Source organism: Nocardia sp. NPDC101769 (assembly GCF_044766925.1).
GTDB lineage: Bacteria > Actinomycetota > Actinomycetes > Mycobacteriales > Mycobacteriaceae > Nocardia.
The window spans coordinates 148,656-161,040 of record NZ_JBIWMX010000001.1; the positions used below are offsets into that span (position 1 = coordinate 148,656).

Here is a 12,385-nt window from a genome sequence, read left to right on the forward strand (position 1 = left end):
AAAGGCCACACACGCGAAGCGCGTGCGGACACAGGTGTGCCCGAGCAACCGGTCTAGTGTAGACAAGGGCTGATCAGCGGCCAAATCGAGGCCCCGGTCACACCCACCGGCGACGGTGACACGACGATCCGACCCGGGAACAGCACCTCTCCCAGAATCATCACCGTCCAGCACACCGACGAACCGCGACACGGCGTCAGCGCACTACGCTAGCCATGCATAGCATCAATTGCTATCCTTGGCGGATGACGAGAACGATTACGCAAGCAGAGCTGCGGAACGGCAGTGCGGGCGTGATGGATGCACTCGAAGCCGGCGAGGACTTCGTCATCACCCGCAACGGACGTCCGGTCGGGGAACTGCGGCCCATTTCTCCGCGGAGGGACATGACAGTCAGCGAGCTCAAGGCTCGCTTGGCCGGTATCGGACGCAGTGGCGACAGCGCGGAGGAACGCGCTGAGATCGATGCCGCTTTCGGCGAAGACCGGTTCGATGACTGAACCCGCGTCCGCAGACCGGCTCCCGGAGGGGCTGTTGGACACCTGCGTTCTCATCGATATCGATGCCATCGACGATGCCGAGCTGCCTGTGCGAGCACGAATCAGCACGGTGACCCTCGCTGAGCTGGGCATGGGAATCGCCGTCGCGTCCACGCCCGCAGCGCTGGCACTGCGCACCGAGCGGCTGCTCGCGATCGAGCACAGCTTCGACGCGCTTCCGTTCTGCACCGCGGCCGCGCGGCGATTCACCTCCCTGGCGAAACTTGTTGTGGCAGCGGGCCGTAGGCCCAAGCCACGCCGCATGGACTTGATGGTCGCCGCCATCGCCTCGGCCAACGATCTCCCGCTGTTCACGCGCAACGCGGACGACTTCAAAGGGCTGGAGCCCTTGCTGACCGTCGTAGCGGTGTGATCGGCGAGGAGGTCAGTGGGCCGCGCCGAGGCAGAAGGTGGTGGGGAGGACCAGGAGGCCGGGGCGTTGGTAGGTGTAGCTGGCGGTGGAGCCGGAGACGGTGTCGCACAGGGACTTGTCCAGGACCGAACTCAGGATTTTGTAGTCGGCGTCGGGGGCTGTGCACGAGGCGATTTCGACGTCGTTCGCGCCGGTCTTCTTCAGGCAGTCGCCGACCTTGGCGTTGTCGATCGTGCGGGTTGCGTCGGAATCCTTTGCGATCAGGCAGAACACGACGCCGGTACCGAGTGAATTGATGCCCTTCTTGGACTTCAGGATGTAGCTGTAGGTTGTCTGGGTGCCCGCGACGTTCTTGCAATCCGCGTCCGGCATGAAACCGGTGGTGGCGATGCGGTCCAGGACGCGGTAGACGGCGGTGCGGTCGGTGCAGGCGGCCTCCTGGACATTGTTGCCGCCGGTGTCGGTGAGGCAGTCGCCCTTCTGGGCGGCGTTCGCGGCGTGGGCGGGGTCGACACCCTTGATGCCCACGCAGATCGAGCCGCTGTCCTTGTCGGTGTAGACGTATTCGGTGCCCGCGACGTCGACGCACTTGTCGTGCTGTTTGCCGGCGCCGGCGCGGTCGAGGACCACGAATCCGGCATCCGATGAAGAGCAGGAGACCCTGTCGAAACCGTCGTCGCCGGCCTTCTTCAGGCAATCGCCCTGTTGGACGGCACTCGCGGAACCGCCGATCAGCCCGCACCCGCTCGTGAGCAATGCCAACAGCAGCGCCGAAACGGCCACCACCCAACGCATTCGGAATCCTCCCCCGATTCAAACCCGTCATTTCCGACGAATCGCCACGCTAGCGTGCTGCGGCGACGACCACCAATCGTCGACCCCGCTCCGCCATGCCGTGCGCGGTGCGGTCCGGTTAATCTGACAGTTCAAAGCGCGAATTCGATGGAATGGCAAGGGGGTTGGGCCGGTGCCCTACGTAACCACCGACGACGGGACCACGGTCCACTACCTGGACACCGAGACCGACGGACCGGCCCTGGTGCTGGGGCACGGGTTCTTCATGGACGGCGAGATGTGGCTGCCGCAGTTGGAGGGGCTGGCCGATCGGTATCGGGTGATCGCGGTGGATGCGCGAGGGCACGGTAGGACCGAGGATGCCGGGAATCCGTTCACCTATTGGGATCTCGCGTGGGATGCGTGGAAGGTCGTCGATGCGCTCGGGCTGGATCGCGTGGTGCTCGGCGGGCTGTCGCAGGGTGGGTTCATCGCGTTGCGGATGGCGTTGCTGCAGCCGGCGCGGACGCGCGGGCTGGTGTTGATCGGCACGACCGCGGCCGCCTACACCGAGCAGGAGCGGGAAGGGTACGAGCGGGTCATCGTCAAGAGCTGGGTGGGCGGTGCGGTGCCGATCGACGACATCGCGTTGCCGATGGCCGCGGTGATGATCGGTGGCGATCGGGACCGGCATCAGCGGCCGTGGGTGGAGAAGTGGCGGGCGAGCGATCGCGGGCGGCTGGCGCAGGCCGCGCGCTGTCTCATCGATCGCGAGGCCATCACGGAATTGCTCGGGGAGATCACCGTGCCCGCGCTGCTGTTGCGTGGCATCGGTGACCAGGCCTTCAACCATGGGCACATGCAAGGGCTCGCAACAGGATTGGGCGGTCCGGCTCGGATGCAGACCATTTCTGCCGATACGGCCACCCATATCTGCAACCTCACCCACCCCGAGCTGGTGAACCCCGAGATCAGGGAATTCCTGGACGGCCTGCCCGCCTGATCAGTCCCCGGCGCCGGCCGGGAACCCGATGACCAGCCAGCCCGACGCCGCCGGAATGAGAGATTCCCGCAGCACGGTCATGGTCGCGGTGTCCGGCGACCAGATCCGGCGGTCACCCTTCGGCCGACGGACATAGACGACACCGGAATCCCAGAGCCGGCGAAATTCTCCGTGACTCGCCGCCAGCTCCCGGACGATCTCGGCGGTGCCCCCGAGTCCGGGTGCGGCCGCATAGTGGTGGCGCATCATGCCCGTCACGACGGTGGCCTCGAGCTGCCAGGTCGGCAATACCAGCTTGGCTCGGGGATCCCCGAACAACCAGTGCGGCATGGTTTTCGCGTCGACCAGCCCCGGCAGCAGTCGCCGATACCAATCGTTCGCGGCGGCCACGCGCCAATCCACCACCCACGCCGCCGGGAGTGACGTCAGCCGGTCGAGCAGCATTGCCACATCCTCGGCCGACGCAGCCTCGTCGAGGGTGACATCGGGTCGTCCCGCCAGCGCCCGCAGATGCGCCCGCTCGTGTTCGTCGTCGCACATCGCGTCGGCGAGGACGGACAGCGCCCGGTCGCCGACGCTGACCTTGTCACCCTGTTCGAGCTTCTGCACGGTGCCGACTCCGATGTGCGCGTGCTGCGCCAATTGCCGCTGTGTCCATCCGCGCCGCAGGCGCAGTCGCTTCACGAACGCTGCGAGCGTCGGCATCTCGACTTCGACCCCATCGCCGAACAGCATCTGTGAACCCTTTGCACCAGTGAGAAATTCGACTCCCCCGCGATGGGGGTAGAGCGCCCGACGCTACCACCGGGTTGGGACAGCCCGTGATATTGCTGGAGCGATCACCGCCTTGAAAGAATCGACCTCCGGCGATGCCCTGGCCGCGCTTCGGAGGGGACGGTCAGGTTTTCGCCTCCCTCGAACCACCGGTGCCAGCACGTCGGCGCGGCGTGGCGCTCTGGAGTGAGCACGAATCGCGCTGCAAGGCCCGGAAATACGTGCCTACTCGAGTGGCGTGGTGGGCCGGCAGGTGCGGTCTTGTGCCGGGAAGGTTCCGTCGCCGAAGTAGCGGTTGGTGGTGTCGAGGATGCAGGTGCTCAAACCCGGGCGCAGCACCATGTGGATCCTGGTGTCGGTCAAGGTGATCAAGCGCGACCCCGACATTTGCTGGTGGAGTGCTACAGCATGTGGGTAGGGCGTCCGGTTGTCGCCGGTGGCCTGCAGGATCAGCGCGGGCACGGCGTTGTCGACCACAGTGGGTGGTTCCAGGGGCGGCGGCCAGAATGCACAGGGTTGAATATTGTTGGCCAGTGCCGCGAAGATCGGCTGGCTCGGGCGGGCCGCCTGGATCGCGTTCCAGTACCAGGCGGGGTCGGCGGGCATCGGTGCGTCCGCACACCAGATCTGCACCATGACCGAATCTTCCTCATGCTTGTCGGCCTCGATCTGCTGGTGCAGCTGCTGGGGTACCTGCGGTGCGCGTCCCTCGGCCGCGTCGGTGATGGCCCGTACCGATGCCGCCAGGGCCTCGTTCAATCGCGCGTCACGCAACATCGTCCACAGCACGTTCGGCAGCAGATGATCATCGAAGCCGAAGCCCTCGACCACGATCGGCGACAGCGATGCGCGGTCGATCAGGTCCTCGACTCCACGACGTACCTCGCTCGCGGAGTCGCCGAGGTGGTACTGCTGGTCACGAGCAGCGACCCAGTCCGCCCAGTCGTCGAAGGCCGCTTCCACCGCCGGCCCCCAGTCCTGCTGCAACCCGAGCCAGTAGCGTCGCGGATCGATGACACTATCGAGCACCATGCGATCGGATCGGTCGGGGAACAACTGGGTGTAGACCGCACCCAGGTACGTTCCGTATGACACGCCGTAATAGCTGATGCGGTCCTCGTTCAGTGCTGCACGGATCACGTCCATGTCGCGGGCGGTATTGCGAGTGCTGAGCTGCCGCATCCAGTCCCGATCACCCACCAGGCAATCGACGGCCAGCTGTGCTTGCAGGACTGTTTCGGCAGCGAATCCGGGGAACCCGATACCGGCCGACCGAATCGAGCTGGCGACCGGCCATCCGCATCGCTGGGACCGCCCGGAACGGGCGACTCCACGCGGGTCGAATCCGATCAGGTCATAGCGGCTCAGCACATCCGGTTCGAGAACATCACCGACGAGATCGAACGCATCGATCCCCGGCGTACCCGGTCCGCCCGAATTGGTCAGCAGCACACCGCGTCGATGTGCCGCGTCGCGTGCCGGGATCCGCGAGACCGCAATGGTGATGCTCGGCCCGTCCGGCCTGCCGTAATCGAGTGGCACCTCGACATCCGTACAGGCCGCGCCCTCCGCCGTCAGGGCCGCATCCTCGCACGTACGCCAGTCGAGATATTGCTGATGAAAGCGCGTCAACGAGTCTGCTGGTTCAGCGACCGCAGCGCCCGAAGCAGAGGCCACCGTGACCGCGAGGACGGCAACGATCACCGTCGCAACAACACTACAGAAATCATTCAGCAAACCTCGAGGGTGACAGCGCTCAGCGGACGCAATCGAGTACGGATCTCCAACACCCACGAGGACCAGACCTTTCAGCAAGTCGAGATCGAATCGCACCGGGAGCCACCGCCAACCACCCAGCCGAGCAGAAATCAGTCCGGGTCAGCCGCAAAACCAGGCGATTCCGGGGAATCCCACGGTATTTTCCGCCTTGGCCACGGATTTCGCGGTGGGTTGGCGGGACCGAGTGTAGCGTCCGATCACGGGGCGGACGGTTATTCGGGCTCGATGCCGAGCAGGCATTCAGCGAACTTCTACATAGCGAATAGCAAACTCGTGGCAGACATTGACGACCAGCGACAGAGGGCAGCAGATCCGGGCCTGTGGTGAGGATGACCCCTCCCTCCGATCAGGAGTCGGCCATGACCAACCCGTTCGCCTACATACCGTCGTCCGACGGCCCGAAATCCGCTGCCCGGCACGACGAACCGTCAACCCCGCCATCACTGCCCGACGCCGGAATCGAGTTCGAGAACGCACAGAACGGTGCAGTGGTGGTCGAGTCCGGTGACGGAGCGGCGATGATCGAAGTGCCGCAATGGTTTGCGCAGCACATCGGTGCGGACAGCCGCACCCTGACGCTGACACCGACCGCAGAAGATATTGCGCAACTGAAGGACGCCTGAACCGGAGGCTCCCACCGAGATGGACCGGGTTCCGGACGTGAGCGCAATCGTTGGAACGGGCGGCCGGTCGCGCATAGGGTAGGGCGGGTGAACCGGAAGCGGAAGACGCGCGGCGACCTTCGAGTAGTGAGTTCGGCGGATGCACCGGCCGAGTGCGAATGCGGCGAGTGCGGCGGCGCCGAGACCGCGAGACAGGACATCCTGCACGCACTCGAGCACTTCATTGATCCGATAGAGGCCGAACTCTTCGGCGGAATGCTGTTGGCGACCACTGGTCTGGCCGGTGATGACCTGGAGGAAGCAGGGATCGGCCCGATACTTCCGGCGATCCTCGACCTGGGCGAGAACGCGTCCGCGGTGCTGGCGGTGCTGGCGTTCCTCGGCACGGGCCGCCTCGGGCGGGAGGCCGCCGCGGAACTCGATCGGTTGCCGGCGAGCGGATCTGCGCCTTGGGTCGAGGAACTGGCCCGCCCGCTGACCGCCCGCGACTTCGTGGCGCTGACGGGTCCCGACGATGAAACCTTCGCACTGGCAGCCTGTTTCGACCGAGCGAACCGATCACACGCGATTGTCATGCTCCTCGAACCGGTCCACTGCGGCGCGGCGGCCACCATCGATCTGATCGACTCTCGACATTTGCCGGGCGCACTCGCTGACATCCGACAGCACGCACGGGAGGCCGGACTCGCCTTCCACGAAACACCGCTCAGCCCAGCCGAATTCCGCTGGCGCGCCGAGGTGGCGCTGGATCGCCGCGTACAACACGACCACGAGGATCTCGACACCGCCGACCTGGCCGACATCATCGACCTGGGCGACGAGGACGCCCCCGGCTACCACATCACGCTTCCACTGTTGGAGGCCCGGCTGCGCACGCTGCCGAAGTCGCCGAAACCGATTCCGGCCCATCCGCAGTCGCCACCAGATGACCTGCTGGACATGCTGCGCCAGTTCACGGCTCCGGCCGGCCGCCCCCTCGGCTCGCCGAGACCCCGCAAGTTGCCGGCCAAGCGCAAGACCCGGGACGGCCGGGCGCCGATCTACCGGCTGCGGGTGGATCTGCGCGGCGCCAAGCCGCCGATCTGGCGACGACTCGAGGTGCCGGGCGACATCCCGCTGAACGAACTGCACGACGTGCTGCAAGCCGCGTTCGAGTGGGACGACGACCATTTGCACGTATTCGAAACCGATTTCGGCGATTTCGGCGAGCCGGACCCCGAGTTGGGTCGTCGCGCCGAGACCAAGGCGACGCTGGAACAGGTCGCCGGCAGCGGCGCGAAGCTGGTCTACACCTACGACTTCGGCGACGACTGGGAGCACACCATTCTCGTCGAACACATCGCCCCCGCCGAAGCCACCGCCGAATACCCGCGCTGCACCGGCGGAAGGCGTGCCGCACCGCCGGAAGACTGCGGCGGAATCTGGGGATACGAGAACCTGCTGGCGACCCTCGCCGACCCGAGCGGCCAGGATCACGAAGATCTGCTGGAATGGCTCGGCCTCGACACCGCCGACGATTTCGACCCGACGCAATTCGACCGGGACGCCGTCAACTCGGCATTGGCGCGAATGCGCGGCGAGCGGACCACACGCAGGCGTCGGTAGGTTCGATGCCGAAAAGGCCTGTGCCTGCACGGCATTCAGCCGGGCGGGGGTTGCGCCACGTTGATGACGCGGCGCTGCCCTGCCCGCTTCGCGGGCGCGGCCAGCGGGACCGAGGAACGTGCGCAGATCGATGCCGCCTTCGGTAGGGAGCGATTGGATGACTGAATCAGGGTCGATCGATCTGATCGACGTCGGTCACTCACAGATATGGGCGCATTCCCCCGATGCGGCCGGGTTGACGTAAAAATATGCACAAGGTGCCCATGCGGGCTCTCAGGGAATCGAACCGGGGGTTGAAATCCACTGTGTTGCTTGACCGGTCACGCCGGCCACCGTCTCGAAGTCGTGGTCGTAGTGGAGAACGGTCAGCTTGTTGGCTGCGGCCGTGGCGGCGATGACGAGGTCAGGAAGTCCGGCGCTACGGTGGTATCCGTGCTCCGTGAGCAGTTGCTGCGTCCGATGGGCCCGCACCCAGACGTCATCGGGCGTGACCGCCCAGCCGAACAATCCATCGAAGAGGTCCTTCTTGCGGAGGCGATCCGCCAGAGATCGAGCTCCGTACAACAATTCGAGCTCGACGGCATCGCAGATTGCGATCAGCCCTGCGCTGAGCGGTTCCTCCCATGCCTTGCGAATCGAGGGATTGAGAAGCAAACGACCAGCGGCTGACGTATCGATCAAGTACTCGATCATCGACGGTACCCCCGCTTGTCGAGCAGGTAGTCGAAGTCACCTCGCTCGGCCATCTCGACTAGCTCCGCCAGCGCCTTGGCGCGCTTGATTCGCTTCGCGACTTCGATGAGTGCCGCGTTCACGGTGTCCTTCTTCGTGGATGTGCCCAGGAGACGCTGAGCTTCCGCGAGCGCCTCGTCGTCGACGTCGATAAGGAGTTTGGACATTGGATACCCTCGCTTATATATGCGATAGCTGACTCAAATATAACCGATATCGCCCTCGTAATGCCGGATACCTCGAAGTCAGGTGAGCGCGAAGCACGCCGAAGGCCCCCACCGGGACGGATCTCGGTGGGGGCCTTCGGGTTTGGTGGTACTAGCTCACCAGGACGACTTGTGGACGCCCGGGAGTTCGCCGCGGTGGGCCATCTCGCGCAGGCAGACACGGCACAGGCCGAACTTGCGGTAGACGGCGTGCGGGCGGCCGCAGCGCTGGCAGCGGGTGTAGGCGCGCACCGCGAACTTCGGCTTGGCGTTGGCCTTGTTGATCAGAGCCTTCTTAGCCATGGATCAGTTCTCCTTGAACGGGAAGCCGAGGTGCTTGAGCAGGGCCCGGCCTTCTTCGTTGTTGGTGGCGGTGGTCACCACGGTGATGTCCATACCACGCGGACGGTCGATCTTGTCGACGTCGATCTCGTGGAACATGGACTGCTCGGAGAGACCGAAGGTGTAGTTGCCGTTGCCGTCGAACTGCTTCGGCGACAGACCGCGGAAGTCGCGGATACGCGGCAGCGCGATGGAGATCAGACGGTCCAGGAACTCCCACATCCGGTCGCCGCGCAGGGTGACCTTCGCGCCGATCGGCATGCCCTCACGCAGCTTGAACTGGGCGATGGACTTGGTGGCCTTGCGGATCTCGGGCTTCTGGCCGGTGATCAGGGTGAGGTCGGCGACCGCACCGTTGATCAGCTTGGCGTCACGGGCGGCGTCGCCGACACCCATGTTGACGACGACCTTCACCACGCCCGGGATCTGCATCACGTTGGCGTAGTTGAACTCGTTGTTCAGGGCCGGCTTGATTTCCTCGCGGTAGCGGGTCTTCAGGCGCGGCTGCACCTTGTTCTCAGTAGAAGTCATCTCAGATGTCCTTCCCGTTGCGACGGGAGATGCGGACCCGCTTGCCGTTCTCATCGGTGCGGTAGCCCACGCGGGTCGGCTTGCCGTCGGAGTCGACGACCATCACGTTGGAGGCCTGGATCGGCGCTTCCTGGGTGACGATGCCGCCCGAGCTGGCGCCACGCTGGTTCGCGGAGTTCGCGACGTGCTTCTTGATGCGGTTCACGCCCTCGACGAGGACCTTGCCGGTCGCCGGGTAGGCCTGGATGACCTTGCCCTTGGCGCCCTTGTCCTTGCCCGAGACCACGATGACCGTGTCGCCCTTGTGCACCTTCATGGTTACAGCACCTCCGGGGCCAGCGAGACGATCTTCATGAAGCGCTTCTCACGCAGCTCACGGCCGACCGGGCCGAAGATGCGGGTGCCACGCGGATCGTTGTCCGCCTTGATCAGCACCGCGGCGTTCTCGTCGAACTTGATGTACGAGCCATCCGGGCGACGACGCTCCTTGACGGTGCGCACGACGACGGCCTTGACGACCTCGCCCTTCTTGACGTTGCCGCCGGGGATGGCGTCCTTGACAGTGGCGACGATGATGTCACCGATGCCGGCATAGCGACGCGACGAACCACCGAGAACGCGGATGCAGAGGATCTCCTTGGCACCCGTGTTGTCGGCGACGCGCAGTCGCGACTCCTGCTGAATCACTTCAGCTCCTCCTAGACCTGGACGATATGCACGCCGGATTGCCGACCCGACGGGCATGGTCAGTTGCCCTTCAGCTGAGCCAATGGCCCGCTCCGCAGGTACGCGGGGCAGCGCCTGCCAGCGGTTTTTCACCGAACAGGAGAACAACCACTGTGGGTTCGCGGCCGAAGTGCGGGCATAGCTCCCGCAGGCAACCGGAACAGTTTAGCGAAGACCCTGTTCAGGGTGAAATCGGGGGCAAACCCCGGAGGAAGGCCGGGCGGGACACCCGGCTCGGCGCGGGATTCAGGTCTTCCTCAGTCGGGTCAACTAGCGTCGGCGCGAGCAACGTCCGAGCCATTCCGATTATCCGGTAGAGGAGATTCGCGTTGTCCGAGCGCCCCATCGCTCTCGACCGCCGCACGTTCCTGATCGCCCTGGGCCTGGCGCCCGCGGTGGCCGTATTGCCCGCCTGCTCCCCGGACTCCCAGACGTCGAAACAGCCGACGGGCCCTGATATGTCCGGGTCGGATCCGGCGGTGCGGCCGCAGGACGATCTGTACCGGTTCGTCAACGGGAAGTGGCTGAAGGAGTATCAGCTGCCGCCGGACAAGTCGTCGTTCGGGACCTTCAACGAGGTGCAGGAGCGGGTCCAGGAGCAGCTGAAGGCGATCATCGAGGGGATCCGCGATCCCAAGGCCGGCTCGGACGAGCAGAAGATCCGTGACCTCTACGACGCGCGGATGAACCTGGACGAGATCGAGACGCTCGGCATGACGCCGCTGCAGGATCTGTTCGATCAGATCGACAAGGCCGCGACCAAGCCGGATCTCGCTCATGTGATGGGCGGATTGACCAGCGTGGGTCTCATCGGCCTGAACGTGGGCCCGGACCCGAAGAACTCCAATGCCTATCTCCCCTCGATCGGGCAGTCCGGGCTCGGCATGGGCGAGCAGTACTACCGCAAGCCCGAATACGCCGCCCGGCTCGCGGCGTACCGGACGTTCATGCAGCGCCTCGCCGCCGGAGCCGGGTTCCCGGACCCGACCGCGATGGCCGACCGGGTGGTGGACCTGGAGACCCGAATCGCCGGATTCCATTGGGACAACGTCAGAACCCGCGATACCGACGCGACCTACAACCTGATGGCCTGGACCGCGCTGACGGCGCTGGGACCGCAATTCGACTGGGACCCTTGGCTTTCGGGTAGCACCGACCGGCCGACGAGCATGTTCGGCATGATCGATGTGGGTGAGCCGTCGTTCGTGACCGGCGCGGGGCAGCTGTGGGCCGAGGTCGACCTCGCCGCCTGGCGCGAGTACCTGAAGCTGAGCCTGGTGCGTGCGTACGCGCCCTATCTTCCCAAGGCGATCGCCGACGCCAATTTCGATTTCACCGGCAAGGTGGTCCAGGGGCTGCGGGAACAGCCGGAGCAGTGGCGGCGGGCCGTGGAAACGGTCAACAGCGTCGTGGGCGACGCGCTCGGAAAGCAGTACGTGGACAAGCATTTCCCGGCCGAGGCCAAGAAGCGGGCGCTCGAGATGGTCGACGATCTGCGCGCGGCGTACCGGGAGAACTTCCAGAATTCGACGTGGATGTCGCCACCCACCCGGGACGCGGCCATCGCGAAACTCGGGAAGATCAACGCCAAGATCGGCTACCCGGACAAGTGGGAGGATTACTCCAAACTCACGGTCACGAGGGGCAGGCTGGTCGAATCCCTGCGCGCCTCGGACGTTTTCGAGGCGAAGCGGATGTTCGATCGGCTGGGGACGCCGGTGGACAAGGCGGAATGGGCCATGCCGCCGCAGACGGTGAATGCCTACTACAACCCCAGCGGCAATGAAATCGTGTTCCCCGCGGCCTTTCTGCAGCCGCCGTTCTTCGATCCGGATGCCCAGCCCGCGGTGAACTACGGTGCGGGCGGTGCGGTGATCGGTCACGAGATCGGCCACGGGTTCGACGATCAGGGCTCCAAGTACGACGGGGACGGCAATCTGAAGGATTGGTGGACACCGGAGGACAAGGCGGCCTTCCAAGCCAAGACCAACCAGCTCATCGCGCAGTACAACGCGCTGGTGCCGCAGGGCCTACCGCCCGATCAGCACGTCAACGGCGAGCTCACGGTCGGCGAGAATCTGGCGGATCTGCGCGGGCTCGAGATCTCCCTGTCGGCCTATCGGATGGCCGAGAAGCGCAAGGGGACAGATACTCCCGACTACAAGCCGATGTTCGAATCCTGGGGCCGGACCTGGCGCACCAAGATGACCACCGAGGCGCTGCAGAGTCAGATCGCGTCCGATCCGCACTCCCCTGCCGAGTTCCGGTGCAATCAGGTGGTACGGAATCTGGGCGAGTTCTACAGCACCTTCCACGTGAAGGACAGCGACAAGGAATACCTGCCGCCGGACCAGCGCGTCACCCTCTGAGAACACGAC

The 12,385-nt window shown here is 65.1% G+C and carries 15 protein-coding genes; 6 read left to right on the top strand and 9 right to left on the bottom strand.

Annotation, left to right across the window (positions count from 1 at the left end; genetic code table 11):
* Positions 1 to 215: 215 nt before the first annotated feature.
* Both ACIRRA_RS00530 and ACIRRA_RS00535 read left to right on the top strand, forming a co-directional pair.
* A complete protein-coding gene (locus ACIRRA_RS00530) occupies positions 216 to 500 on the top strand; it encodes a type II toxin-antitoxin system Phd/YefM family antitoxin (RefSeq protein ID WP_402761151.1) in 285 nt (94 codons plus the stop codon).
* Positions 493 to 912, top strand: a complete 420-nt coding sequence (locus tag ACIRRA_RS00535) for a type II toxin-antitoxin system VapC family toxin (protein ID WP_402761154.1) — start codon at positions 493 to 495, stop codon at positions 910 to 912. The genes ACIRRA_RS00530 and ACIRRA_RS00535 overlap by 8 nt, the downstream gene beginning before the upstream one ends.
* Before the next feature lie 12 nt (positions 913 to 924).
* Here the strand turns inward: ACIRRA_RS00535 and ACIRRA_RS00540 are convergent, their stop codons facing one another.
* On the bottom strand, positions 925 to 1,707 hold the full coding sequence (locus tag ACIRRA_RS00540) for a hypothetical protein (RefSeq protein WP_402761157.1): 783 nt from the start codon (positions 1,705 to 1,707) through the stop codon (positions 925 to 927).
* A 172-nt stretch (positions 1,708 to 1,879) separates the two neighbouring features.
* Between ACIRRA_RS00540 and ACIRRA_RS00545 the strand changes: the two genes are divergently transcribed.
* Positions 1,880 to 2,689, top strand: coding sequence for an alpha/beta fold hydrolase (locus tag ACIRRA_RS00545; protein WP_402761160.1), 810 nt, complete (start codon positions 1,880 to 1,882; stop codon positions 2,687 to 2,689).
* Here the strand turns inward: ACIRRA_RS00545 and ACIRRA_RS00550 are convergent, their stop codons facing one another.
* Together ACIRRA_RS00550 and ACIRRA_RS00555 are read right to left on the bottom strand one after the other, a co-directional pair.
* Positions 2,690 to 3,424: a helix-turn-helix domain-containing protein gene (locus ACIRRA_RS00550; RefSeq protein ID WP_402761162.1), complete on the bottom strand. Its 735-nt coding sequence runs from the start codon at positions 3,422 to 3,424 to the stop codon at positions 2,690 to 2,692. It lies immediately after the preceding gene.
* Between the two features lie 264 nt (positions 3,425 to 3,688).
* Entirely contained in the window at positions 3,689 to 5,095 is a 1,407-nt protein-coding gene (locus tag ACIRRA_RS00555; protein WP_402761165.1) for an alpha/beta fold hydrolase, read from the bottom strand.
* Positions 5,096 to 5,601: 506 nt separating this feature from the next.
* On the opposite strand from ACIRRA_RS00555, the gene ACIRRA_RS00560 reads away from it, so the two are divergent.
* Both ACIRRA_RS00560 and ACIRRA_RS00565 read left to right on the top strand, forming a co-directional pair.
* Positions 5,602 to 5,865, top strand: coding sequence for a hypothetical protein (locus tag ACIRRA_RS00560; RefSeq protein WP_402761168.1), 264 nt, complete (start codon positions 5,602 to 5,604; stop codon positions 5,863 to 5,865).
* Between the two features lie 126 nt (positions 5,866 to 5,991).
* Positions 5,992 to 7,470, top strand: coding sequence for a plasmid pRiA4b ORF-3 family protein (locus ACIRRA_RS00565; protein WP_402761171.1), 1,479 nt, complete (start codon positions 5,992 to 5,994; stop codon positions 7,468 to 7,470).
* 273 nt (positions 7,471 to 7,743) lie between these two features.
* On the opposite strand, the gene ACIRRA_RS00570 is transcribed toward ACIRRA_RS00565, so the two are convergent.
* The 6 genes from ACIRRA_RS00570 to rplN form a co-directional block, all read right to left on the bottom strand.
* Positions 7,744 to 8,163, bottom strand: a complete 420-nt coding sequence (locus ACIRRA_RS00570; protein WP_402761174.1) for a PIN domain nuclease — start codon at positions 8,161 to 8,163, stop codon at positions 7,744 to 7,746.
* Positions 8,160 to 8,369, bottom strand: coding sequence for a type II toxin-antitoxin system VapB family antitoxin (locus tag ACIRRA_RS00575; RefSeq protein WP_402761177.1), 210 nt, complete (start codon positions 8,367 to 8,369; stop codon positions 8,160 to 8,162). Before ACIRRA_RS00575 ends, ACIRRA_RS00570 begins: the two co-directional genes overlap by 4 nt.
* Before the next feature lie 156 nt (positions 8,370 to 8,525).
* A complete protein-coding gene (locus ACIRRA_RS00580; protein WP_029923637.1) occupies positions 8,526 to 8,711 on the bottom strand; it encodes a type Z 30S ribosomal protein S14 in 186 nt (61 codons plus the stop codon).
* Between the two features lie 3 nt (positions 8,712 to 8,714).
* Positions 8,715 to 9,281 (bottom strand): 50S ribosomal protein L5, encoded by a 567-nt coding sequence (gene rplE, locus ACIRRA_RS00585; protein WP_354830525.1) that lies wholly within the window; start codon positions 9,279 to 9,281, stop codon positions 8,715 to 8,717.
* Position 9,282: 1 nt separating this feature from the next.
* Positions 9,283 to 9,597, bottom strand: coding sequence for a 50S ribosomal protein L24 (gene rplX, locus ACIRRA_RS00590; protein WP_067574588.1), 315 nt, complete (start codon positions 9,595 to 9,597; stop codon positions 9,283 to 9,285).
* Between the two features lie 2 nt (positions 9,598 to 9,599).
* Positions 9,600 to 9,968 (bottom strand): 50S ribosomal protein L14, encoded by a 369-nt coding sequence (gene rplN, locus ACIRRA_RS00595; RefSeq protein ID WP_033090674.1) that lies wholly within the window; start codon positions 9,966 to 9,968, stop codon positions 9,600 to 9,602.
* Between the two features lie 368 nt (positions 9,969 to 10,336).
* Here rplN and ACIRRA_RS00600 point away from each other — a divergent pair, with 368 nt between their 5' ends.
* The gene (locus ACIRRA_RS00600; RefSeq protein WP_402761182.1) at positions 10,337 to 12,376 is read left to right on the top strand and encodes a M13 family metallopeptidase; all 2,040 of its coding nucleotides are present in this window, start codon (positions 10,337 to 10,339) and stop codon (positions 12,374 to 12,376) included.
* Positions 12,377 to 12,385 lie beyond the last annotated feature (9 nt).